A 22,028-nucleotide genomic window follows, 5' to 3' on the forward strand; every position below is an offset into this window, starting at 1 on the left:
GCCCGGAGCCCTCTAGCTTAGAAGCATGACCTCAGAGAACCCCTCCGCACCGCCACGGGGAGCGGCGGGCCCGGCACCCTCCGGACCGCAGCCGCCCATCCCGGGCCGCCCCTCCTCGCCGGCCTCCGGCACCCCCGCCGGGGGCCCCGCGCCCCAGCCGCGCCCCCGCATCCTCCTGACCCTCCTGCACCTGGCGGGCCTGGGCGCGATCGGCCCCGTCGTCTTCGGCGTCGTCAGCGCTCTCGTGGCCGCGGGCCTCGGCCTGATCGTGGTGCTCGGGATCGGGCTGGTGCTGCTGGTCGGCCTGGTCTACGTGCTCTTCGGCGTCGGGTGGTTCGAGGTGGCCCGCGTCGACTCGCTGTACGCCCTCGAGACCCCGCCCCTGGAGCGGCGCCGACGCGTCCGCCCCGGCTTCGGCGGCTTCCTGCTGATGCTCTGGCACCAGTTCATCGACGGCAGGATGTGGCGCGCGCTGGTGAACTTCGCGCTCGCCTCCGTCATGGGCATGGCGGTCATCTGGTTCTTCCAGCAGCTGGTCGGCGCCGCCGTCATCGCCTTCGCGCCGCTGGGCACCGCCGAGACCGTCCCCGGCCCCTTCGAGATCACGATCCCGGCCGCACAGGCGCCGTGGATCGGCGCGCTGACCGTGGTCCTCGCGCTGGCGGGGATCCTCGGGCTGACGCTGCTGCACCGCGTCGTCGCGGTCGCCCTGATCTTCGCGCCGGTCCGCGAGATCGAGCTGACCGAGCGGGCCAGGGCCTCCGCCGAGCAGCGGGAGGGCGCCGTCCGGGCCGCCGACGTCGAGCGCACCCGGATCGAGCGCGACCTGCACGACGGCGTGCAGCCCCGCCTCGTCTCGGTCGGCATGACCCTGGGGCTGGCCCAGCGGAAGATCGAGGAGGACCCTCAGGGCGCCAAGGAGCTCATCGGCGAGGCGCACACCTCCACCAAGGCCGCGATCACCGAGCTGCGCCAGCTGGCGCGCGGCATCCACGCCTCCGTGCTGGACGACCGCGGGCTCGACGCCGCCCTCTCCGCCCTGGCAGGCCGCTCCCACATCCCCGTCCACCTGGACGTGCGCATGGACGGCCGCTGCGGGCGCGAGGCCGAGTCGGCGGTGTACTTCGCGATCGCCGAGTCGCTGACCAACGCGGCCAAGCACTCCCGGGCCGGCTCCTGCCGGGTCACCGTGCGGCTGCGGCCCGACGGGGCCCTGTGGGCCCGGGTCGAGGACGACGGCGTCGGCGGCGCCCGGGTGCTGCCCGGCGGCGGCCTGGACGGCATCATCCACCGCGTCCGCGGAGCCCGCGGGATCGTCCGCCTGGACAGCCCGCAGGGCGGTCCCACCGCGCTGGAGGTGAGCGTGCCGTGCGCATCCTGATCTGCGAGGACTCGGTCCTGCTGCGCGAGGGGCTCGTGCGGCTGCTGGAGCAGTCCGGCCACGAGGTGGTCGCGGCGCTGCCGGACGCCTCCGACGTCGTCCGCTCCGTCGCCGAGGCCGCCCCCGAGCTGTGCGTCCTCGACGTCCGCCTCCCGCCCACCTACACCGACGAGGGCGTCCGGGCGGCACTGGAGCTGCGGTCCCGCCGCCCCGACCTGCCGCTGCTGGTGCTCTCCCAGTACGTCGAGGAGCGCTACGCGACCGAGCTGATCACCGCCCACGGCGGCTCGCTCGGCTACCTGCTGAAGGACCGGGTCGCGGACGTCTCCGAGTTCCTCGACGCCGTCGACCGGATCGCCGCGGGGACCACCGTGCTGGATCCGGAGGTCGTGACGCAGCTGCTGACCCGCCGCGACGAGGACGACCTGCTGAAGCGCCTCACGGAGCGCGAGCGCACCGTGCTGGCCGCGCTGGCCGAGGGCAAGTCCAACCACGCGATCGCCGCGCTGCTCTTCCTCTCCGAGGCGAGCATCGAGAAGCACATCACCGCCATCTTCCAGAAGCTCGGGCTCGAGCAGGACGAATCCGGCAACCGCCGCGTCCTGGCCGCGCTCGCCCACATCGAAAGCACCACCGGCTCGCAGTCCGCCGAGCACGGCCGAGGAGGGACCATCCGATGAGCACCCCGGACCACGAGAACCAGCCGGGCCGCCCCGGGCGCCGCGAGGGCGCGGAGGGGCAGGACGGATACGAGTACCCTGGCGAGACGCAGCGCCCGGACGAGGCGGGGGAGGCCTCCGAGGGCGCGGTCGAGGCCGGCCGCGGAGCCGGGTACGTCCCCGGCTCCGGGACGGGGGCCGCTCCCGGAGGCGGAGCCCCCGCCGGCGGTGCCGCGGGCCCGGACGGCGCATCCGGCCCCGCTGACTCCGGCGCCCCCTCCGGACGCCACCGGGAGGAGGTCCCGTGGGACCAGCCGCAGGCGCGGCGGCCCTCGCCGGAGCCCCGCTCCCCGCTGCTGCCGCGGCGCACCGGGTACGGCGTCGTGATCGGCGTGCTGACGGCCGTGGTCGGCGGGATCGCGCTGATCGGCTCGGGTGGCTCCGAGGCGTGGGCCGCGTTCGGCGCGGTCAACCGCGAGGACACCGTGGAGACGGCGGACGCCGGCGGCCTCACCGATCTGGACGTGGACGCCGAGGCCGCCTCCATGACCGTGGCCTTCGGCGACGTCGACCATGCGGTCCTGGAGGTCAGGAACGGCGCCCGGAACGGCTGGTGGATGGAGCGCGAGGGCGGCGAGCTGTCGGTGGGCAAGCGCGGCGACTGGTGCATCATGTGGTGCCACCGCGAGCAGGAGGACGCCGTGCTGACCCTGCCCCGCGAGCTCGACGACGGCTCGCTCAACGCCGAGCTCTCCCTCGACTCCGGCGAGCTGCGGGCCGACGGCTCCTTCGCCGGTCTCGAGACCTCCGTCGACGCCGGCGTCCTGACCGTCACCGGCTCGGCGCGCACGCTCGATGCCGGGATCGAAGCCGGGCGGGCGGACCTCGACCTGAGCGGCGTCGAGGAGGGCCGGTTCGACGTCTCCGCGGGGCGCATCGACGCCGAGCTGACCGGGGACGCGCCGTCGAGCGTCGAGTTCGACGTGAGCGCGGGGGCCCTGGACCTCACCCTGCCGGACGAGCCCTACCGGGTCGCCGTGGGCCGCTCCGCCGGCTCCCTGGACAATCAGCTGGACAGCGGCGGCTCGACGGCGGCCGCGACGGTCTCCGGCGAGCTCTCCGCCGGGGACGTGACGCTGCGGCCCGGCAGGTGACCGGCAGACGGCGGCGAGGCCCCTGCGGGAGGTCTCGACGCCGTCGGCGGCCGTTCGGCGCCCGGCGCTCCCCCCTCGGGAGGGCCGGGCGCTCCCGCGCCGGCACCCCCTGGGCGCGTGGCCTCAGCCCAGCGCCGCGGCGACCCCCGTGTGCCCGAAGTCCTCACCCTTCCACAGAAGCGGCTCACGCCGGTTGACCGCCGTTGCGTAGGAGATGCAGTCCCCGTAGTTGAGCTGAGCGGGGTGTCCCGTCCCCTTGCCGAAGTCCCGGTACGCCCGGCGCGCCGTCTCCGCATCGGGGAGGGTGAACGGGACGACCTCGACGCCGAGCGCCTGCAGCAGCTCCTCGAGCCTCCTCTCCGCGACGGGGTCCCCCAGCCGCTGGATCACGATGCAGCATTCCAGGTAGGTCGGCGAGGCCATCTTGGGGGAAGAGTCGTCCAGGAGGGCCTGCACGTAGGCTTCCCGATCCCCCTCGTCCCTGATGATCGCGATGACGGCCGAAGTGTCCACGATCATGCGGGGAGCCCGTCCTCGTCGTAGAGCACCTCATCGCTCAGCTCCTCGCCGGCGGGGACGCTCGCGGCGATGGCGGATGCCAAGCGCTCGATGCGCTCCAGCTGATCGGCGCGATGCTCCCGGCGGTACAGCTCGGCCACCGCCTTCCTCACGATCTCCGCCTGCGAGACGGAGAGCTCGGAGGCCAGCTCCCTGACCTGCTCGTGGACCCGTTCGTCCTTGATGTTGAGCGCCATGATGGTACCTATCTACTCTCTGTAGGTACCATTATACCTTTCGAAGAGGCAGAGGCACGGGCCGGCACCCGCGGGCCCCGAGGGCCCGCATGCAGGAAGGACCCGCCCCTCCCGGGCCGAAGCCTCGGGAAGGGCGGGTCCCCTGCGTGCGGACGGCGGGCTCAGTCCCCGGAGGAGCCGGAGCCCTTCCGGCCGGAGGAGCCCTCCTGACCGGAGTCCTTCCCGTCGTCCTTGCGGCTGGCGCCGGCCTCCTGGGTGGTCTCGCCCTGGCCGGGCTCCTCCTCGGACGCGTTCTTCTCGAGCTTGTCCTGATCTGACATGGCGACCTCCTCGTGGTCGTGGTGGGTCTGCGGGCGGCTACGGCGTCGGGCTGCCGCCGGTCACGCCGAGGGTCTCCCCCGCGACGTAGGAGGCGTCCTCGGAGGCCAGGAACACGTAGGCCCCGGCGAGCTCCGCCGGCTGGCCGGCGCGGCCCAGCGGGCCGCCCTGGCCGAACTGGGTGAGCTTCTCCTGCGGCTGGCCGTGGCTCGGCTGGAGCGGGGTCCAGATCGGGCCGGGGGCCACCGCGTTGACCCGGATGCCGCGCGGGGCCAGCGCCTGGGCCAGGCCCTTGCTGAGGTTGTTCAGCGCGGCCTTGGTCATGGCGTAGTCCAGCAACGTCTCGGAGGGCTCGTAGGCCTGGATCGAGGACGTGAAGATGATCGAGGAGCCCGGCTCCAGGTGGGGCAGGGCCGCCTTGGTCACGCGGAACGAGGAGTAGATGTTCGACTTCATGGTGGTGTCGAACTGCTCGTCCTCGATGTCCTCGAGCTTCTCGTGCCACACCTGGCGGCTGGCGTTGTTGACCAGCACGTCCAGGCCGCCGAAGGCCTCCACCGTCTTCGCCACGACGTCCTCGCACTGCGCCAGCTCCTGCAGGTCGCCGGGGAGCTGGAGGGACTTCACGCCCGCGCGCTCGATCTCCTCGGCGACGCGGTCGGCGTCGGGCTGCTCGGCCGGGAGGTAGGCGATGGCGACGTCGGCCCCCTCCCGGGCGAAGGCGATGGCCACCGCCGCGCCGATCCCGGAGTCGCCGCCGGTGATCAGGGCCTTCCGGCCGGCCAGCCGGCCGCTGCCGCTGTAGCTGTTGGTCCCGAGGTCGGCCAGCGGCTCGAGGTCCCGGTCCAGGCCGGGCTCGGACTGGGTCTGCTCGGGCGGCTCGATGCTCTCGTACTTGCTGCGGGGGTCCTTGAGAGTGTCACTCATATCGCTGTCCTCTCCGGTAGGGGCGGGCGGGGGAGGTCCCCGCCCGATGTACTGCCAGATTAGTGAGGGACCGCCGGCCGATGTCGAGGCTTTCGGCTGTGAGCCCAAAAGCGGGCGCTGCGCGGCGCGCTCCGGGACCCGCGGCAGCACCCAGTGCCCTTCCCCGACGCTCCTAGTCAGGCCAGTTTTCCGCGGTCCCGAGCGGGCGGCGAAACATCACGGTCGGAAGCACGGCGTCACCTACGATGTGATGACTGCACCCAGACCGACGACGCGAAGGACAGCCATGGCCGCCGAGACCCCCACCGCCCTCATCATCGAGGACGACGACGACATCCGCCGCCTCCTGGAGATCGTCCTCCAGCAGAGCGGCTTCGAGGTCGGCAGCGCGGTCGACGGCGCGACGGGACTGGAGGCGGCGCGTGAGGCCGGCGCCGGGACCGCGATCATCACCGTGGACGTGGGACTGCCGGACATCGACGGCTACGAGGTGGTCCGGCGGATCCGCCCGGAGTTCGGCGGCCTGATCGTGATGATCAGCGCCCGCTCCACCGACGCGGACCGGGCCGCGGGCCTGGCCGCGGGAGCGGACGCCTACCTGACCAAGCCGTTCCGGCCCCGCGAGCTGCGGGCCTCAATCGCCGAGATACTCGGCGCGGATCGCGGCGATGGTGCGCTCCCCGACACCCTCCAGGGCGGGCATGAGTGAGCGCGCGGCGTCGTAGTCCCCGGCCTGCAGCAGCTCCGTGACCGTCCGGGCCGCGCCCTCCAGCTGAAGGGCGCCGACCATGGTCGAGGAGACGCGGATACTCGCGATCGCGTCCAGGGCGCGCACCCGGGTCTCCGCCGCCACGGCCTCGCGCAGGTGGGCCAGGCGGGCCGGCCAGCGCAGGACGAAGGCCGCGACCACCTCGCGGGCGTAGGCCTCGCTCTCCAGGTCCTCGGCGAGCTCCGCCAGGACCCGCGGATCCAGCGCGAGCAGGTGCTCGACCCGCAGGGCCGGCGCCAGCCCGGGGGCCGGGACCGTCTGCAGGCCGTCGGCGTTCCGCGCGGTCTTGGCCCAGGAGGTGCGCTTGGTGAGCATCCGGCCGATCGCGCGCGGGTAGTACAGGTACGTGAAGTAGACGTACAGCAGGTATCCCAGGCCGAGCAGGCACGACGCCGCCCAGCCGACCCGCTCGCGGCCCCAGCGCCGGTACAGCGGCCCCCACAGCGCGTAGGGCAGCACCAGGAAGACCATCCCGGCCGCCGCGACCAGGATCGTGCTCGTCCCGCCCAGGAATCCCGCCTGGCCGCTGGTGACCGCCAGGTAGAGCAGCCACGGGACGAAGGCGAGGTTCATGATCATGATCCACGGCAGCGTCATGAAGTAGTGGATCTCCGCGGATCCGGAGGGCCTCAGCGCCCTGCTGCGCCGCAGCGAGGGCAGCAGGGCGGAGCACTGCATGATCCCCTGGGCCCACCGGGTGCGCTGGGTGATGAGGCGCTTGAAGTAGGGCAGCGCCTCCTGCGAGACGTAGGCCTCCCGCACGTAGTGGTTGACGTGCCCGAGGGAGAGGATGTTCAGCCCCAGCTCGTAGTCCTCGCTCAGGCTCCTGCCCCAGGGATGCTCGTGCGCCTCGGCGAGGTCCTCCAGGACGCTGAGCCGGGTGAACTGGCCGTTGCCGCCCATGCCGACGGTGCCGGTCTGCACGCGCAGCAGCTGCATCGCGGAGTTGGAGGTGCGGAACTCCATGTCCTGCATGCGGACCAGGTACCGGCCCAGGGCGTTGAGGTAGGCCCCGGACTGCGGCCGCGGCCTGCGGTCGTTCCGGTTCTTCATCCACACCTCGATCTGCACCGCGCCGATCCCTCCGTCGCCGAAGGCGTCGGGGCCAGAGAGCAGCTCCAGCGTGTTGTCCGAGAGGTAGCCGTCCGCGTCGAGGACCCCGACGAGGGCGCGGCGTCGTGCCTCGGGGTCGGGCCCGACGTACTCGGCCACGCGCTGGAAGGCGGCGTTCAGCGCGTCGCCCTTGCCGGTGCGTGCGTCCGGCCGGACCCGGGAGACCAGGTGGATGCGATCGTCGAAGTCCATCAGGTCCCGGACGATCCGGGCGGTGGAGTCCTCGCTGTCATCGTCGATGACCCACACGTGGCAGTTCGGGAAGCTGGTACGGGCCGCCGAGACGGTCGCGGCGATGACGCTCTCCTCGTCCCGGCACGGGATCATCAGGTGCCAGCTGAAGGACTCGGGGTCGCCGCCGCGCGTGGAGGGCCGCAGCGTGTAGACCCGCAGCAGGAGGGTGATGTAGGTCAGCGCGACGGCGGCCGTGATCGTCACGAGGATCAGCAGCGCGTCGTGCCACGGGTGCTCGCCGTAGCTGCCGAAGGTGCCCGAGAAGCAGAAGACGAAGGACGCCGCGACGCCGTAGAGCACCGCGCACGCGAAGGCCGCGGGCCCTACCCGGGGTGGGGGCTGTCGCCTGTGACGAGCCGTTCTCATGGGGTCCCCTCCGCTGCCGGGATCGGAAAGCTGACGCAGATGCTGGTGCCCTCGCCGGGGGCGGTCCGCACGGAGATGCGCCCCTCGTGGGCCTCGACGATGCTCCGGCTCAGGGCCAGGCCGATGCCCGCCCCGGGGAGGCCGCCCGCCGTCGCCGCCCGCGTGCGGTAGAACGGCGAGAAGATCCGCTCGCCGTCCTCGGCCTCCATGCCGGGGCCGTCGTCGGTGACCGTGAAGCCCACCGAGCCGGGGGTGACGGAGGTGGACACCGTGATCCGTCCGCCCTCCTGCGTGTACTTCACGGCGTTGGCGATGAGGTTGATGAGCACCTGCATGATCCGGGAGCGCTCGAGCGGGATCGCCGGCGCCGGTCCCTCGATCACCGCGCTGAGCGTCTGCCCCTTCTCCGCGGCCTGCGGCTGCTGGGACTCCACCGCCCGCTCGACCAGCTCGCTCAGATCCGTGGGCTCCAGGTGCCGCTCGGTGCGGCCGACCCGCGTCTGCTGCTCCAGCAGCAGCTCCTCCACCAGGGTGCGCAGGTGCCGGGAGTTCCGGAGCACGACGTCGAGGTACTCGGCGAGCAGCGGATCCTCCTCGGCCTCGTCCAGCGCCAGGTCGGTGTAGCCGATGATCGAGGTGAGCGGGGTCCGCAGCTCGTGGGAGACCGTGGCGACGAACCGGTCCCGCTCGCGGACGGCCTCCTGGAGCTCGGTCACGTCCTGGAAGATCAGCACCGTGGCCTCGTGCTCTCCCTGGCCGTTGAGCACGTGCCGCGCCGAGACGGACAGCGTCCGCTGCCGGGAGTCGGGCGGCCCCGCCACCACGGTCACGTTCTCGAAGACCTCCCCCCGGGCGGCCCGGTGCGCGGGACGCTCCTCCACCGGCATCGACGTCCGCCCGTCGGCCCGGTAGACGTAGTGGCCCGCCTCGGTCCTGTCCGGGTTCGAGGGCGGGGAGACCAGCGAGTGGAAGCTGCGCTGGGCCCGGTTGTAGAGGACGTCGTTGCCCTCGACGTCGAGCACGAGGACCCCCACGTTGAGGTTCTCCCCCACGCCGGTCAGCAGGCGGGCCTGAGTCCGGGCGATCCGGTGCAGCCGCTCCTTCTGCCGCTGCGCGGTGACCAGCCGGTTCAGGTTCTGCTCGAGGCGCTGGTACAGCAGCAGCGCGAGCCAGGAGATGAGGAGCACGGCCAGCGGCAGCAGCGAGTTCCGCACGACCCCGCCGAGCGTGAGGTAGGGCGGGATGTAGAACAGGGAGGGCAGTGAGACCGCCAGCAGCGAGACCACCGCCGCGAGGACCACCCCGCGCCGCTGCAGCAGCAGGACGAGCCAGATGGCCGGGGCGAAGAGCAGGAGCGAGAGCGAGACGCCGTCGGGCAGCAGCCCGATCCGGAGCAGCGCGATGGAGACCATGTCCGCGACCGGCAGCAGCGCGATCCAGCCGGGCGCCGCCCGGTCCCACGGCAGCGCGACGGCGAGCGCGGTGATCGCCAGGCAGAGCACGACGCCGCTCCACAGGAACCCGTGCCGGATGTCCAGCTCCAGGGTCGCGACGTACGCGATGACCGCCATCATGAGCAGCAGCGTGAAGAGGCACTCGGGGACGACGACGCGCAGGCGGGCGTTCTGGGCGATCGTCTCGGTGCGCCACCAGCGCCGGCCCGCGCCGGTGCTGCGACTCGCCGTCATCGCCATCGCTGTACCGCCCGCCGTGCTCGGAAACCTCGGATACCGAGCGGTGTACCGGCCGGTAGGCGATACCGATGATATACGTCTCGGGGCCTCCCAACGCGGGTACGACGCGGACTCTGGCCTGCGGCGCCACGTCGTCCTGCTCCCGCCGTGGGAGTGGGAGTCCCGGCTCGGGAGGACAGGCGTACCCTGAGAAACGATGGCAAAAAACGCACACCCCCAGCACTCGTCCCGCCGCGGGGCCACCAACGTGGACCCCCGCCGCATCCACGCGGTCCCGCCGGAGAAGTCCGCGTACCGGCGATGGTTCTCCTCGCTGAACCCCTCCCTGCAGCTGGTGTTCCTCCAGCTCTGGATGCCGCTGTTCATGGCGGTCATGTTCGTCCTCTGCTACGTGGGCGCGTTCCAGAGCACGGCGCCGCGCGAGGTGCCCATCGGGGTGGTCGGCCAGGCGAACGCCGTCGAGCAGTACCAGGACGTGGCGGACGAGGCCGCCCCCGGGGCGTGGTCCTTCGTGTCCGTCAAGGACGGGGACGCGGCGCAGGAGCAGGTGCGCTCCGGGGAGATCGCGGCCGCCTACGACGTCGAGGGCAACGCGCTGATCGTGGCCTCGGCGCACCAGGCGCAGGCCGCGAACCTCATCCCGGCCGCCCTCGGGCCGCTGCTGAACCCGGACCAGCCGCCGCAGAAGTCCGACGTCGCGCCGCTGCCGACCGGAGACGTCGGCATGACCCCCATGTACCTCATGCTGGCGTGGTGCATCTCGGGCTATCTCGCGGCCATGTTCATCGGGCTGATGGGAGGGCCGCTGCGGCGGCGCACCCGGCTCGCGGTGATCGTGGTGGTCAGCTTCATCCTCTCCTTCATCACCTGCTTCCTGGCCTCCCCCGTCCTGGGCGCGATCGAAGGGCACTTCTGGCAGTTGTGGGGCCTGGGCTGGATGTGGGCGCTGGCGATCGGGCTGGCCGTGAACGGGCTGAGCTACTTCTGCGGCCGGTTCATCGCCGCACCGGCCATGACGGTCTTCATCTTCCTCTCGATCCCCGCCTCGGGCGCGGCGTTCCCGGAGTGGTTCATGCCCGAGCCGTTCCGGGCGCTCAACCACGTGGTGGTGGGCTCGGGGATCACGGAGATGCTCAAGCGGCTGCTGTACGACGTCGGGCCCGGCTACTCGCGCGGGTGGATCATGCTGGCCTGCTACGCCGTCGTCGGGATCCTGCTGACCCTGGTGGGCAAGCGCTACTGGGAGTGGCAGCGGGTGCGCCGGATGCTGCAGGGCAAGACGACGATGATGCAGGACGCCCAGCGCGCCAGCGGCCGGCAGCACGAGCGGGACCGCGAGGCGATCCTGGACGACTTCGGGCTCAAGGCCACCACCGGCGGCATCATCGTCCAGCAGAACCGGGCGCTCTCCGCACCCGAGACCCCGCCCTCGGGCTCGCCCGCCTCGGGGGACACGGACACGACCAGCATGTGGGCGCTGGGCGGTCCGCTGGAGCAGGAGCTGACCCGGCCCAGCGACGCCCGCCCCGGGGAAGCCCGGTCCGGCGAGCCCCGGTCCGGGGACGACGCCGCACGCGGCTAGGCTGCCCCGCCCCGGGCCCGTCCCACGACGTGCCGCCGCGCGCCCGTGGGGAGCGCGCGGCGGCACGTCATGGTGGGAGTTCGCCGGCACGCCGACGGGCGCTCGGCCCGCCTCGTCCGGCGGCGGTGGATCAGGCCGGCTGGAAGCCGCCGTCCACCCAGACGTAGTCGGTGGTCTCGCCCGGGCCGTCCTGCACGCGGATGCGAGGCTCGCCGGTCTCCGGGTCCGCCGTCACGGACTGGGCCGTGGCGAAGGGCGAGGAGCCGTCCGCGGAGGGCAGGGTGCCTCGCGAGTCGTAGCCGGACTCGGTGGGGGTGAGAACCGTCAGACCGCCCCCGGCGAGGTAGACGTTGCCGTGGATGTCCACGTTCCCGCCGTCCCCCAGGTCGATCTCGGGCACGGGCAGCAACGGCTCCGGGCCGAAGCCGACGGCCTGGGCCCCCTCGGAGGAGGCGAAGCCCACCGCGCGGCCGTCCTGGTAGACGGCGTAGGCGCCGTCACCGGTGGTCGGAGCGGCCCCGGGGGCGCTCGTGACGTGGAAGTACGTGCGGATTTCCAGCGGGCCGAAGTCCGGGTGGTCGACCTCCAGCGTCCCCGTGCGCTCCCAGACGCCCTGGCCGGTCCAGGTGTCGGGGATGCTCGGCAGCTGGGAGTTCCCCGCCTCAGGGGCGGCGGGCCCGCAGGCCGACTGCTCCGGCGCGGGGCTCCCGGCCAGCGCCGGGCCTCCCGCGAAGGGGACGATCGCCAGGGCCAGCGCGGCGCCGGCGACGGACAGCTTCGTGGTCGTGGTTCCCATGATGGGTCACCTCCCTGGCCGGGGCCGCGCGATCAATCGGATCGCGTGCTCTCGACGTCCGGCTCATTGACCTCGATGTGTCCTACGACACTTCCACTATCCCTCCGACGGGTCAACAGCCGGCGTGGAATGTGAAGCGGGGGTCGCGGCGGGAATCGTTCCCTCGGTTCCGGCACAGCCCTCCCCTGGTGGCTCCGGGACCTCGATCCCCGAGTCGCCGGAGGCCCACACCAGCAGCGCCCCGGCGAGCGCGACCACCGCGATGCCGGCCAGCACGGTCCAGCTGATCATCTCGCCGAGGAGGAGGAACCCGATGAGCGCCCCCATGGCCGGGTCGATCGCGAACAGCGTCCCGATGACCCGCGCCGAGGTGATCCGCCCCGCGATGGTGTCCACCGAGTACGGGATGGCCACGCCCACCACGGCGGCCAGCGCCAGCAGCCCCCAGTGCGGGAGGGACACCTGGGGCGCGTGGACCGCCGCGAACGGCAGGGTCAGGAGACCGCCCGCCGCGACGGACAGCGCCAGCCCGTCCAGCCCCGAGCCGGCCTTGCCGACCTTGGCCGCGAAGAGGGTGTAGAGCCCGAAGAAGGCCGCGGCGCACAGGGCGGCGACGTAGCCCCACAGGTCGAAGTAGCCGCCCGGCCCGGCGGAGATCAGCGCGACGCCGGCCAGCGAGAGCACCGCGCACGCCCCCTCCTTGATCCGCCGCGAGGCCAGGAGCGCGACGGCGCAGGGCCCCAGGAACTCCAGGGTCACGGCGATGCCCAGCGGCAGGCGCTGGATCGCGTTGTACAGGCTGATGTTCATCGCCGCCATCGCGACGCCGTACACCACGATCCCGCCCCACTCGGAGCGGCTCCGCCCCCGCAGCGAGGGCCGGACGGCGACCAGCAGGATCGCGGCGGCCAGCGCCATCCGCAGGGCGCTGGTGCCGAGCGCCCCGTACGAGGCGAACAGCGAGGCCGAGAGCGCCGAGGAGGTCTGGATCCCGGCGGAGCCGACCACGATCAGGCCCGCCGCGAAGAGCACGCTCCTCCGGGCCGGTCCACGAGCTCCCACGCCGCATCTCCCCTCGTCCCGCTTCCTGACGGCCAGGACGATGTTATCCGCGCAGGAGCAGCCCGATCGAAAGGGGCGGCCGACGTGTCCTCCCGTGACGCCCGCCGGACCCCGCGGGCCCTTCCGCCCGCCACCCGTGAGGCCTAGGAGACCCGCTCCAGCAGCAGCGCGGTGCCCTGCCCGACGCCGACGCACATCGTGGCCAGCCCGCGCTCCGCCCCCTCGCGCTCCATCCGGCCCATCAGGGTGATGGCGATGCGCGAGCCGGAGGAGCCGAGCGGATGCCCCAGCGCGATCGCGCCGCCGTCGCGGTTCACGATCCCCGGATCCAGCCCCAGCCGCCGGATGCAGGCGAGCGACTGCGTCGCGAAGGCCTCGTTGAGCTCGACGGCGCCGAGGTCGTCCAACCCCCACCCCGCCTTCTCGAGGGCCCTGCGCGTGGCGGGCACCGGCCCGATGCCCATGATCTCGGGGGCGACGCCAGCCGCGGCGTGCCCCGCGACCCTCGCCCGCGGCGTGAGCCCCAGCCGCTCGACCGCCGCCCCGGAGGCGACGACCACGGCCGAGGCGCCGTCGTTCAGCGAGGAGGAGTTCCCGGCGGTGACGACGCCGCCCGGCCGCACCACGGGCTTGAGCCCGGCGAGCACCTCGGCGGTGGTCCCTGCCCGCGGCCCCTCGTCGGCGTCCACCGTGTGGACCGCGCCCTTGCGCCCCTTCACCTCGACCGGGACGATCTCCTCGCGGAACGCCCCCGACTCCATCGCGGCCAGGGCCCGCTCATGGGACCGCACGGCGAAGGCGTCGGCGTCCTCCCGCGCGATGCCGTCCACCGCCGCGAGCTCCTCGGCCGTCTCCGGCATGGAGTACGTCATCCTGCCGTCCCGGGAGAGCTCCCCCGAGACGAACTCGGGGTTGGGGAAGCGCCAGCCGATCGAGGTGTCCACCACCTCGCCGGGCTTGGCGAAGGCGCGCGAGGGCTTCTCCATGACCCACGGCGCGCGGGACATCGACTCGACGCCGCCGGCCACGACGACGTCGGCGTCCCCGGCCCGGACCATCTGCGAGGCGAGCATGATCGCCGACATGCCCGAGGCGCACAGGCGGTTGACCGTCAGGCCCGGCACGGAGTCGGGGTAACCGGCCAACAGCCAGGCCATCCGGGCCACGTTGCGGTTCTCCTCCCCCGCCCCGTTGGCGTTGCCGAGGATCACCTCCTCCACCAGCCCGGGGTCCCCGATCCCGGCCCGCTCCAGGGCGGCGCGGAGGGTCAGCGCCGCAAGATCGTCCGGCCGCACCGAGGAAAGCGCTCCCCCGTACCGGCCCACGGGCGTCCGCGCCCCTCCCACCAGAAATGCCTGCTCCATGTGTTTCTCCATCCCTCGGCCTCTGCATCACAACTTGTCACGGGATGCTGATCGCGTCCAATAGTCAATAGCGACCTCTGTCATAAGATCGATGTATCAATGGGCGTTCGCCTCGTCATCCGCCGGCTCTTCCGGGCCTTTCAATCGTCGCGGAGAGGCCGTTTCCGAGGAGGACGGATGGCGCGTGGGAGCCCTGTCCGCTACTGCGCCGAGGAGGAACCGTGGAGTTGAGGCACCTGGAGAGCTTCGTGGCGACCGCCGAGGAGCTCCACTTCGGGCGGGCCGCGCGGCGGCTCCACCTGGCCCAGCCCGCGCTCAGCCAGCAGATCAAGCAGCTGGAGACCGAGCTCGGCACCCGGCTCTTCCACCGCAGCACCCGCTCGGTCTCCCTGAGCGACGCGGGGGCGGCGCTGCTCGAGCCGGCCCGCGGGATACTGCGCGACGTCGAGCTGCTCAAGCGCTCGGCGAGGCTGGGCCCCTCGGAGATCGTCGGGAGGGTCACGCTCGGCTTCACTGGGGCGAGCAGCCGCGGCGCGCTGCCCGAGCTGGCCCGGGCCGTGCGCGCCGAGCAGCCGGGGATCGAGTTGGTGCTCGTGGGGCAGACCTACGCCGGGACCGCCGTCGCCGACATCGCGGCGGGACGCCTCGACATCGGCTTCGCCCGGCTCCCCCTCGCGGATCCGGGCCTGCAGAGCATCGTCTTCGCCCGCGAGGAGCTGGTGGTCGCGCTGCCCTCCGACCATCCCCTGGCGGAGCGGGAGAGGGTCGCGGTCGCCGACCTCGCCGGGGAGCCGTTCGTGACCTTCCCGGGCGTCCAGGGCTCGAGCGTCCGGGAGGCGCTGCTGCGGGTGGCCGTGGAGGCGGGCTTCACTCCCCAGATCGTCCAGGAGGCGCCGGACTCGTACACGATCCTGAGCCTCGTCGCGGCCGGCGTCGGCGTCACCCTCACGGTCTCCTCGGTGCAGCACATCGAGCCGCCGGGGCTCGTCTACCGGCCCCTCGAGGACCCGCCCCCGCCCCTGGAGGCGGCCCTCGTCTCCCGGCGGGAGGACCACTCAGCCGCGGTCCGCGCGGTCTGGGAGATCGCCGGCCGCATCCTCCCGGCGGACGGGAGCGCGTGAGGCGCCCCTCGGGGCGCGAACGCCCTCAGCGCGGCAGGACCACGGGTTTCCCGGTGTCGGGGTCCTCGATGACGCGGGACTCCAGGCCGTAGATCGCCCGCATGTTCTCCTCGGTAATGATCTCCTCCGGGGTCCCCACGGCCACGACCTTCCCGTCCTTCATGGTCACCATGTCGGTCGCGAAGCGCGCCGCCTGGTTCAGCTCGTGCAGCACGGCCACCACGGTCCGCCCCGAGGCGCGCAGCCGCTCCAGCAGCTTCAGGATCTCGACCTGGTGCGTGACGTCGAGGTACGTGGTGGGCTCGTCCAGCAGCAGCAGGCCGGTCTCCTGCGCCAGGACCAGCGAGATCCACACCCGCTGCCGCTGCCCGCCGGAGAGGGTGTCCACCGGGCGGTGCGCGAGGTGGTCCACCGCGGTGACCCGCATGGCCTCCGTGATCGCGCCCTCGTCCTCGGGGCTCCACTGGCTCATGAGCGACTGGTGGGGGAAGCGCCCGCGGGCCACCAGGTTCTGGACCGAGATACCCTCCGGCACGGAGGGGCTCTGCGGCAGCAGGGCGAGGCTCTTGGCGAGCTCGCGGGTCTTCATCCGCGCGATGTCCTGCCCGTCCAGGGTCACGACGCCGGCGCGCGGCTTGAGCAGCCGGCCCAGCGTGCGCAGGATCGTCGACTTCCCGCAGGCGTTGGGGCCGAGGATCACGGTGAAGGAGCCCTCGGGCACGCTGACCGTGACGTCGTCGAGCACCAGGGACGTGTCCTTGTAGCCGACCTTCAGCCGGTCGCCGACCAGGCGCTCCGACGGGGATTCGATCATGGGTCCTCCTTGTGCGTTCCGGCCGGTGAGCGGGGTGGGCGTGGCGTGGCTCATGCGCGCCGGCCCTCCCGGATCAGGAGCCAGACGAGGTAGAGGCCGCCGATGCACACGGTCACCGCGCCCACCGGGACGGAGGCGGCGGGGATCAGGTGCTGGGCGACCAGGTCGGCGCCGGCGAGCAGGATCATCCCCATCAGCGCGGAGCCGAGCAGGTCCAGCGAGCCGCCGTTGGGGCGGATCCGCTGGGCGATCTGGGGAGCGGCGAGGGCGATGAACGAGATGGGCCCGGTGACCGCCGTGACCAGCGCCGTCATGATCACGCCGATGACCACCAGCGCGAGCTTGGAGCTCTCCACGCGGACGCCGAGCATGGTGGCGGTGTCGTCGCCCAGCTCCAGACCGCCCACGCGCCGGTTCAGCCACGGCAGCAGCAGTGCGACGACGAGCGCCACCCCGCCGGCCCACAGCAGCGGCTCCCAGCGCAGCCCGTTGAGCGTGCCCGCGCCCCACACCGCGGCGCGCAGGGCGAGGTCGAGGTCCGCCTTGACGATGAACCACGTGTTGGCCGAGGAGAGCATCGCCGAGACCGCGATGCCCACGATGATCAGCCGGAAGCCCTGGAGCCCGCGCGAATAGGCGAGCAGGTAGATGATCGCGGCGGTCACCAGGCCCCCTGCGACCGCACCTGCCGCGTAGGCCAGGTACCCGGTCCCGCCGAAGGTGATCACCAGCAGCACCCCGGAGTACGCGCCGGTGTTCAGCCCGATGATGTCGGGGCTGCCCAGCGCGTTGCTGGTCAGCGATTGGAACAGGGCGCCGCTGACGCCCAGGCAGGCCCCGAAGACGAGCGCGGCCAGGGCCCGGGGCGCCCGCCACTCGACCACGACCTTGTGGTCCAGCCGGCTGGCCTCGGGCATGAAGGCCCCCAGGACGCGGTCCAGCGGCAGGATCGTGTCCCCCAGGGAGAGCGCGGTGAACAGGATGACCACCCCGACGACGCCGAGGATGGCGGCGGTGACCAGGTGGGACAGCGCGATCCGGCGGCTGAGGCGGCCCAGGCGCAGGGACAGGTACCGGGGCTCGCGGGAGGTTCCGGCGCTCTCGGAGCGGCGGTGCACGGCGGGGGCGCTCACAGGCTCCTCCTTCCGGCCCGGCGCACCAGGACGATGAGCACGGGCGCGCCGATGAAGGCGGTCATGACGCCGGCCTGCAGCTCGGCGGGGATCACGACGACGCGCCCCAGGATGTCGGCGGCGAGCAGCAGCACCGGCGCCAGGATGAGGGAGAAGATCAGGATCCAGCGCTGGTCGGGCCCGGTCAGGAACCTCACGGCGTGCGGGACCATGAGCCCGATGAAGGAGATGGGCCCGGCGGCGGCGGTCGCGGCGCCGCACAGCACGGTCACCACCACCACGACGACGACCCGCAGGGCGCCGACGTGCACGCCCACGGAGCGGGCGATGTCGTCCCCCAGCGCCAACGCGTTCAGCGAGCGGGCGCACAGGACGCCGATCACCAGGGCGACGGCGATGAACGGCAGGATCGTGGTGACGGTCCCCGGCGGCCGGTCGGCCAGGCTGCCCGCGCCCCAGAACCGCATCTGGTCGAAGACGTGCGGGCGCAGCAGGGCCAGCGACTGGCTCGCCCCGAGGAAGACGGCGCTCAGCGCCACCCCCACCAGGGTCAGCCGCACCGGCGTGATCCCGCCGGGGGCGCGCGCGGCGATGGCGTAGACCATGACCGCCGCGATCAGCGCCCCGAGGAAGCCGATCCAGAGGTACTGGTCGATGCTCGTGATGCCCAGGATCGCGACGCCGAGCGCGATGGCCAGCCCGGCGCCGGCGTTGACGCCGAGGATGCCCGGATCGCCCAGGGGGTTGCGGGTCACGGCCTGCGCCAGCGCCCCGGAGACCCCGAGAGCGGCGCCGACCAGCACCGCCAGCACGGTCCGGGGCATCCGCACGTCGCGGATGGTGGAGTGGTCGATCAGCCGCTCGGGGCTCCACAGCGCCTGCCAGACGACGCCGGGGGCGATCTGCCCCGAGCCGACGAACAGGCTCAGCAGGCACACGAGCAGGAGCAGCGCCAGGGAGGCCACCACGCCGGCCCACAGCAGGGTCCGGGACCGCGTGCGCGGCTGCACGTCCGTCGTCGTGCTCGCGGTCATCGGGCCGGGGCCCCCGCGCTCCTGGAGAGCCGGCAGGAGACGAATCCCCAGCCGATGCGGTCGATCTCGACGCCGTCCCAGCCGGCCGCGCGGGCCAGCTCGGCGAGCTGCTCGTCGGTGCGGTGGGCGCGGCCGGTGACCGCCAGCGAGACCAGGGCCTTCTCCGCGGCGGAGGGGCTCAGCTCGTCCGGGCGGGGAGAGTCGATGACGATGGCGCGGTCCCCGGAGGCGCCGAGGGCGCGCAGGTGGGCCAGGGCGGCGTCGTCGTCCAGCAGGTGCAGCCACATGACGGAGACGGGGACGCCGCCGTCGGCCTCGAGCGGGCGGTCGAAGGGCGACTCCGCGAGCCGGCAGGCCGCGGGGGCGCCCTCGCGCTCCTCCAGCAGCCGGTGCAGGGCGGGGGCTCCGGGGCCGGTGACCGCGAGGCGCCCGGCCCCGAGCGCGTCCAGGCTGCCGAAGACCGCGTGCTGCAGGTAGTCGAGCGCCTCGGCGTGCTCGGCGACCTCCTCCAGCAGCTCCGGGTCCTCCTCGGCCGAACGGGCGAAGGTGCGCCCGTGGTGCAGGGTCCAGGCGGAGGGGCGGGCCTCCGCGGGAGCGTTCCCGGCGGCAGGCTCCGCAGAGGGGTGCCCCGCGGCCGATTCCGAGGAGGGCTGCGCCGCCGGTTCCGAGGGAGCCGACGAGGCGCGCCCCGCGGAGGCGGCATCCGGGGAGGAACCCTCCGCGTTGACCGCCGCGTCTGCGCCGGAACCGCGCAGGGCCTCGGGCAGGCGGGTCAGCGAGGCGACGTGGGCGAAGGCCGCGGGCTCGAAGTCCTCGCGGAGGTGCTCGTCCTCCATCAGCTCCCGGCCGAGCTCGGTCAGGCGCCAGTCCGCCCGCCCGGCGGACTGGCGGTGCTCCACGACGCCGTGCTGGCCCAGCACGTGCAGGAGCGCCTCGAGGCCCTCGGGCTCGACGCCGGCGGCCCCGGCGATCGCGGCCGTGCTCGCGGGAGCCTCGGCCAGGGGCTCCAGGGCGCCGGTCTGGACCGCGGCGGCCAGGGCGAACCAGGCGACCGGCGAGGCCGGCAGGGAGGGCTCGGCACCGGCGTCGCCGGCCCGTCCCTCGTCCTTGGGCAGGTGCCAGTATCCGGTGATGTTGGTGCGGCTCTTGGGCAGGCCGAGCTCCCGGGAGCCCCAGCGGCGCAGCGGCAGCAAGGACTTCGCCTCGCCCGCGGCCCACAGGAAGGGGGTCTCGCCGAGGAGGGGGTCGAGGCCCCTCTCACCGGCCAGCTCGTCCAGGCGGGCGCGCACCCCGGCAAGGATCCCCTCGCCGTCGGCGCCCGTCCCCTCGAGCCAGTGGATCGTGTCTCGGGGGCCGAGGTTCAGGTCCTGGCGGCCCCGCGGGTCGTCGAGGGAGACGACGATGTGCGCCGGCGCCGCCGTCGGCCGCTCGTCGAGGAAGCGGCCGATGGCGGGCAGTGCGGTCTCGTCCCCGAACATGATCACAGTACTCACGCCGTCGGGGAAGACCGTGGACCCCTTGGGGCCCACGAAGGTCAGCTCGTCGCCCGGGCGGGCCGAGCCCGCCCAGGCGACCGCGGGCCCGTCTCCGTGCATCACGAAGTCGAGCGCGAGCTCTCCGGCCGATGCATCCACCCACCGAGGGGTGTAGTCCCGGGTCAGGCGCAGGGGCGCGTCCGTCCACTCGATCCCGTTCTCCAGCTGGCGCGGGAGGACGTCGCTCACCGGGCCGCTCTCGGCGAAGATGAGCTTGACGTGGTCGTCGAATCCCGGCGCCGCGAAGGCGGGGGCCTCCGCGCCGTCCCGCGAGCCCGCCAGGAGCTGCTCGCCGCCGAGGCGGACCCGGCGCATGCGCGGGGTCACGTCCTCGACGTCGAGCACCTCGACGGTCCGCAGGATCAGCGGGTGGATGATCAGCTGGTGGTGGCTCATTTGCCGAAGTTCTCCTCCACCTGGTCGAGCAGGGCCATCGCCTCGTCGTAGTCGTGGCGGGAGGCCCAGTACGGCAGGTCGTAGGCGTGGCCGTTCTGGAACGCGGGCAGGTCCTGCCACACGGGACGATCCTTCAGCTCGTCCACCGAGAGCGTGTCGGCGTTGAACCCGTTGACGAAGACCGTCTCCGAGTCTACGAGCTGACCGAGCTGCTCGGTGGACAGCTCCGCCATGTCCCCGCCCTGGGTGTAGGGCTCCAGGTTGTTCTCCTCCGTCAGCGGGTTGACCTCGAAGCCGAGGTCGGAGAAGAGCTCCGGCAGGGCCGAGTTGTCGAAGGCCAGGTACGGGGTGCCGTCGGCCACCACGGAGATGAACGACGTCGGCTGCGGGGGAACCTCGATGTTGCCGCGCACGTCCTCGATGCGGGCGTCGTAGTCGCTCAGCATCTCGTCGTACTTGTCCTGCTTGCCGAAGGTGTCCACGGCCAGGAACTTCAGCTGGTCCTGCCAGGTCTCGAAGCCCTTGTCCACCATCACGGTCGGGGCGATGTCCGAGAGGTCGTCGTAGATCTCGTCGGCCTGGAAGTAGGGGAAGCCCCAGCCGCCGGCGATGATCAGGTCCGGCTCGGCGGCCATGATGGACTCCAGGTCGAAGCCCTCGGTGCTCCAGGGCAGGAACTCCGTGCCGTCCTCCTCGGGCTTGTCGCCCCACATGTCGGAGAACTCGCCGTCGCCGTCCGCGTCCTCGGGGACCACGTTCGTCACGGGGACGTCCAGGTCGTAGAGGTAGCCGGCCAGGGCGTAATTCAGCACGACGACCTTCTGCGGGTCGCCCGGCACCGTCACGTCGCCCTTGGGGGTGGAGACCGTGCGGTCGGCCGACTGCTCGGCGGACTGGCTGCTGTCGGAGCTGGCCTCGTCGGCGCCCTGCGAGCATCCGGCCAGGCCGATCGTCGATGCGACCAGCAGCGACACTGTCAGCTTGGACAGGGTGGAGAATTTAGACATATTTCATTCCTCAAAGGTGAACCGGCGGCCGACCCCGCTCTCGCGGGGCCGCCGCTGTGATCTCGGCGCGCGATGACGACGCGCGAAGATAGGTTAGCATGCCCTAAGCTGGCGCTCCCAGGGCGGGCCGTCACGTGACTTCCCGTTGCGGGTTCCGGGACCGCTCGGCGCACACGCAGAGGTTTGACGCAGTCCGCCGCATCGAATCCCCCCTTCGGACGGCGGCCGGGGGTTGCGGAACGGACGCAACTGCCCCGGCAGCCCGGGTCTCACCCTCCCCTTGTCTGGGCGCCCGTCTCCGGCGGCCCTTGCGGACTTAAGTCGCAGCTCTAAAGTCTGTGTTTTTTCGAACCGGTCGATGCCCGGGGAAGCCTGGTCAAGACGTTCGAACCAGGCATCAGCACTCTCATCAGCGGGTTCTTTCCCAGAATCACGAAAGGCGCCAACCCGCCCTCCCAGAAACCGCGCCCCTGCCATATACAAGAAAGTAAATTCCCCTTGACTTCCACAGTCGGGGCAGCATGTCATAAACCCATGGGGCAGTGGCATCGTCACAGTTCAACTGCGGGGAAACCCAGGAAATCGTGACCGGCAGAAGGTGATTGAACACAGTGCAACGAATACAGAAATCTCTCGTGAGGCGCCCATGTCGGAAGAGCGTTCAGGAGCTTGAAAAAGAGCTCAGCCTGGTTCATGAGAGAATTCGGGATCACCCCTTCAACGCTCCGACCTATGCGGAGAGCCAGGCTCTCATCGAGTCCATGAAAGGTCAGGACCGGGAGGAGATTCAACGGGAGCTGTCCGTTCGGGGGCT

At 72.4% G+C, this 22,028-nt stretch carries 20 protein-coding genes; 6 read left to right on the forward strand and 14 right to left on the reverse strand.

All coding sequences use genetic code 11. The annotated features are described in order from the left end of the window. Positions 1 to 25 precede the first annotated feature (25 nt). Genes EWV39_RS03370 through EWV39_RS03380 form a run of 3 tightly spaced genes read left to right on the forward strand, consistent with a single transcriptional unit; the run spans position 26 to position 3,194 of the window. A complete protein-coding gene (locus EWV39_RS03370) occupies positions 26 to 1,381 on the forward strand; it encodes a sensor histidine kinase (protein ID WP_129656856.1) in 1,356 nt (451 codons plus the stop codon). Further along, positions 1,369 to 2,061: a response regulator transcription factor gene (locus EWV39_RS03375; RefSeq protein ID WP_129656857.1), complete on the forward strand. Its 693-nt coding sequence runs from the start codon at positions 1,369 to 1,371 to the stop codon at positions 2,059 to 2,061. The genes EWV39_RS03370 and EWV39_RS03375 overlap by 13 nt, the downstream gene beginning before the upstream one ends. Continuing rightward, entirely contained in the window at positions 2,058 to 3,194 is a 1,137-nt protein-coding gene (locus EWV39_RS03380; protein ID WP_238147986.1) for a DUF4097 domain-containing protein, read from the forward strand. The genes EWV39_RS03375 and EWV39_RS03380 overlap by 4 nt, the downstream gene beginning before the upstream one ends. 123 nt (positions 3,195 to 3,317) lie before the next feature. On the opposite strand, the gene EWV39_RS03385 is transcribed toward EWV39_RS03380, so the two are convergent. The 4 genes from EWV39_RS03385 to EWV39_RS03395 form a co-directional block, all read right to left on the reverse strand. Next, positions 3,318 to 3,713, reverse strand: a complete 396-nt coding sequence (locus EWV39_RS03385) for a type II toxin-antitoxin system VapC family toxin (protein ID WP_129656858.1) — start codon at positions 3,711 to 3,713, stop codon at positions 3,318 to 3,320. Next, positions 3,710 to 3,949 carry a type II toxin-antitoxin system VapB family antitoxin gene (locus tag EWV39_RS03390; protein WP_129656859.1) on the reverse strand — a complete coding sequence of 80 codons (240 nt, stop codon included), beginning with the start codon at positions 3,947 to 3,949 and terminating at the stop codon, positions 3,710 to 3,712. Before EWV39_RS03390 ends, EWV39_RS03385 begins: the two co-directional genes overlap by 4 nt. A 161-nt stretch (positions 3,950 to 4,110) precedes the next feature. Next, positions 4,111 to 4,269, reverse strand: a complete 159-nt coding sequence (locus EWV39_RS13775) for a hypothetical protein (RefSeq protein ID WP_165313113.1) — start codon at positions 4,267 to 4,269, stop codon at positions 4,111 to 4,113. Between the two features lie 37 nt (positions 4,270 to 4,306). Further along, entirely contained in the window at positions 4,307 to 5,194 is an 888-nt protein-coding gene (locus tag EWV39_RS03395; RefSeq protein WP_129656860.1) for an SDR family oxidoreductase, read from the reverse strand. Positions 5,195 to 5,480: 286 nt separating this feature from the next. Between EWV39_RS03395 and EWV39_RS03400 the strand changes: the two genes are divergently transcribed. After that, entirely contained in the window at positions 5,481 to 5,903 is a 423-nt protein-coding gene (locus EWV39_RS03400) for a response regulator transcription factor (protein ID WP_129656861.1), read from the forward strand. Here EWV39_RS03400 and EWV39_RS03405 read toward each other — a convergent pair. Continuing rightward, complete coding sequence (locus tag EWV39_RS03405; RefSeq protein WP_129656862.1) at positions 5,829 to 7,676, reverse strand: glycosyltransferase family 2 protein; 1,848 nt, start codon at positions 7,674 to 7,676, stop codon at positions 5,829 to 5,831. The genes EWV39_RS03400 and EWV39_RS03405 overlap by 75 nt on opposite strands. After that, positions 7,673 to 9,364, reverse strand: coding sequence for a sensor histidine kinase (locus EWV39_RS14210; RefSeq protein ID WP_129656863.1), 1,692 nt, complete (start codon positions 9,362 to 9,364; stop codon positions 7,673 to 7,675). Before EWV39_RS14210 ends, EWV39_RS03405 begins: the two co-directional genes overlap by 4 nt. Positions 9,365 to 9,566: 202 nt before the next feature. On the opposite strand from EWV39_RS14210, the gene EWV39_RS03415 reads away from it, so the two are divergent. Further along, positions 9,567 to 10,952, forward strand: coding sequence for an ABC transporter permease (locus tag EWV39_RS03415; RefSeq protein ID WP_129656864.1), 1,386 nt, complete (start codon positions 9,567 to 9,569; stop codon positions 10,950 to 10,952). Between the two features lie 130 nt (positions 10,953 to 11,082). Here EWV39_RS03415 and EWV39_RS03420 read toward each other — a convergent pair whose 3' ends face one another. From EWV39_RS03420 to EWV39_RS03430, 3 genes are all read right to left on the reverse strand, one after another. Next, positions 11,083 to 11,748: a hypothetical protein gene (locus EWV39_RS03420; protein WP_129656865.1), complete on the reverse strand. Its 666-nt coding sequence runs from the start codon at positions 11,746 to 11,748 to the stop codon at positions 11,083 to 11,085. A gap of 96 nt (positions 11,749 to 11,844) precedes the next feature. Further along, positions 11,845 to 12,810, reverse strand: a complete 966-nt coding sequence (locus tag EWV39_RS03425; protein WP_202864877.1) for an EamA family transporter — start codon at positions 12,808 to 12,810, stop codon at positions 11,845 to 11,847. Positions 12,811 to 12,953: 143 nt separating this feature from the next. Then, positions 12,954 to 14,174: a thiolase family protein gene (locus EWV39_RS03430; RefSeq protein WP_129656866.1), complete on the reverse strand. Its 1,221-nt coding sequence runs from the start codon at positions 14,172 to 14,174 to the stop codon at positions 12,954 to 12,956. A gap of 221 nt (positions 14,175 to 14,395) precedes the next feature. Between EWV39_RS03430 and EWV39_RS03435 the strand changes: the two genes are divergently transcribed. Continuing rightward, on the forward strand, positions 14,396 to 15,295 hold the full coding sequence (locus EWV39_RS03435) for a LysR substrate-binding domain-containing protein (RefSeq protein ID WP_129656867.1): 900 nt from the start codon (positions 14,396 to 14,398) through the stop codon (positions 15,293 to 15,295). Between the two features lie 25 nt (positions 15,296 to 15,320). On the opposite strand, the gene EWV39_RS03440 is transcribed toward EWV39_RS03435, so the two are convergent. Genes EWV39_RS03440 through EWV39_RS03460 form a run of 5 tightly spaced genes read right to left on the reverse strand, consistent with a single transcriptional unit; the run spans position 15,321 to position 21,214 of the window. Beyond that, positions 15,321 to 16,109: an ABC transporter ATP-binding protein gene (locus EWV39_RS03440; RefSeq protein ID WP_129656868.1), complete on the reverse strand. Its 789-nt coding sequence runs from the start codon at positions 16,107 to 16,109 to the stop codon at positions 15,321 to 15,323. Between the two features lie 50 nt (positions 16,110 to 16,159). After that, entirely contained in the window at positions 16,160 to 17,242 is a 1,083-nt protein-coding gene (locus EWV39_RS03445) for a FecCD family ABC transporter permease (RefSeq protein ID WP_202864878.1), read from the reverse strand. Next, a complete protein-coding gene (locus EWV39_RS03450; protein WP_238147987.1) occupies positions 17,239 to 18,252 on the reverse strand; it encodes a FecCD family ABC transporter permease in 1,014 nt (337 codons plus the stop codon). The genes EWV39_RS03445 and EWV39_RS03450 overlap by 4 nt, the downstream gene beginning before the upstream one ends. Positions 18,253 to 18,272: 20 nt before the next feature. Further along, positions 18,273 to 20,207, reverse strand: coding sequence for a siderophore-interacting protein (locus EWV39_RS03455; RefSeq protein ID WP_129656870.1), 1,935 nt, complete (start codon positions 20,205 to 20,207; stop codon positions 18,273 to 18,275). After that, complete coding sequence (locus tag EWV39_RS03460) at positions 20,204 to 21,214, reverse strand: ABC transporter substrate-binding protein (RefSeq protein ID WP_129656871.1); 1,011 nt, start codon at positions 21,212 to 21,214, stop codon at positions 20,204 to 20,206. The genes EWV39_RS03455 and EWV39_RS03460 overlap by 4 nt, the downstream gene beginning before the upstream one ends. Between the last annotated feature and the right edge of the window lie 814 nt (positions 21,215 to 22,028).

The organism is Rothia halotolerans, from assembly GCF_004136635.1.
Taxonomy (GTDB): Bacteria; Actinomycetota; Actinomycetes; order Actinomycetales; family Micrococcaceae; genus Rothia; species Rothia halotolerans.

What these genes read in the sequence shown, in the direction of transcription:
- EWV39_RS03460 (WP_129656871.1), bottom strand. Translation starts at nt 21,214, where the DNA reads ATGTCTAAATTCTCCACCCTGTCCAAGCTGACAGTGTCGCTGCTGGTC.
- EWV39_RS03440 (WP_129656868.1), bottom strand. Translation starts at nt 16,109, where the DNA reads ATGATCGAATCCCCGTCGGAGCGCCTGGTCGGCGACCGGCTGAAGGTC.
- EWV39_RS03455 (WP_129656870.1), bottom strand. Translation starts at nt 20,207, where the DNA reads ATGAGCCACCACCAGCTGATCATCCACCCGCTGATCCTGCGGACCGTC.
- EWV39_RS03395 (WP_129656860.1), bottom strand. Translation starts at nt 5,194, where the DNA reads ATGAGTGACACTCTCAAGGACCCCCGCAGCAAGTACGAGAGCATCGAG.
- EWV39_RS03370 (WP_129656856.1), top strand. Translation starts at nt 26, where the DNA reads ATGACCTCAGAGAACCCCTCCGCACCGCCACGGGGAGCGGCGGGCCCG.
- EWV39_RS03390 (WP_129656859.1), bottom strand. Translation starts at nt 3,949, where the DNA reads ATGGCGCTCAACATCAAGGACGAACGGGTCCACGAGCAGGTCAGGGAG.
- EWV39_RS03385 (WP_129656858.1), bottom strand. Translation starts at nt 3,713, where the DNA reads ATGATCGTGGACACTTCGGCCGTCATCGCGATCATCAGGGACGAGGGG.
- EWV39_RS03400 (WP_129656861.1), top strand. Translation starts at nt 5,481, where the DNA reads ATGGCCGCCGAGACCCCCACCGCCCTCATCATCGAGGACGACGACGAC.
- EWV39_RS03405 (WP_129656862.1), bottom strand. Translation starts at nt 7,676, where the DNA reads ATGAGAACGGCTCGTCACAGGCGACAGCCCCCACCCCGGGTAGGGCCC.
- EWV39_RS03380 (WP_238147986.1), top strand. Translation starts at nt 2,058, where the DNA reads ATGAGCACCCCGGACCACGAGAACCAGCCGGGCCGCCCCGGGCGCCGC.
- EWV39_RS13775 (WP_165313113.1), bottom strand. Translation starts at nt 4,269, where the DNA reads ATGTCAGATCAGGACAAGCTCGAGAAGAACGCGTCCGAGGAGGAGCCC.
- EWV39_RS03420 (WP_129656865.1), bottom strand. Translation starts at nt 11,748, where the DNA reads ATGGGAACCACGACCACGAAGCTGTCCGTCGCCGGCGCCGCGCTGGCC.
- EWV39_RS03430 (WP_129656866.1), bottom strand. Translation starts at nt 14,174, where the DNA reads ATGGAGCAGGCATTTCTGGTGGGAGGGGCGCGGACGCCCGTGGGCCGG.
- EWV39_RS03415 (WP_129656864.1), top strand. Translation starts at nt 9,567, where the DNA reads ATGGCAAAAAACGCACACCCCCAGCACTCGTCCCGCCGCGGGGCCACC.
- EWV39_RS14210 (WP_129656863.1), bottom strand. Translation starts at nt 9,364, where the DNA reads ATGACGGCGAGTCGCAGCACCGGCGCGGGCCGGCGCTGGTGGCGCACC.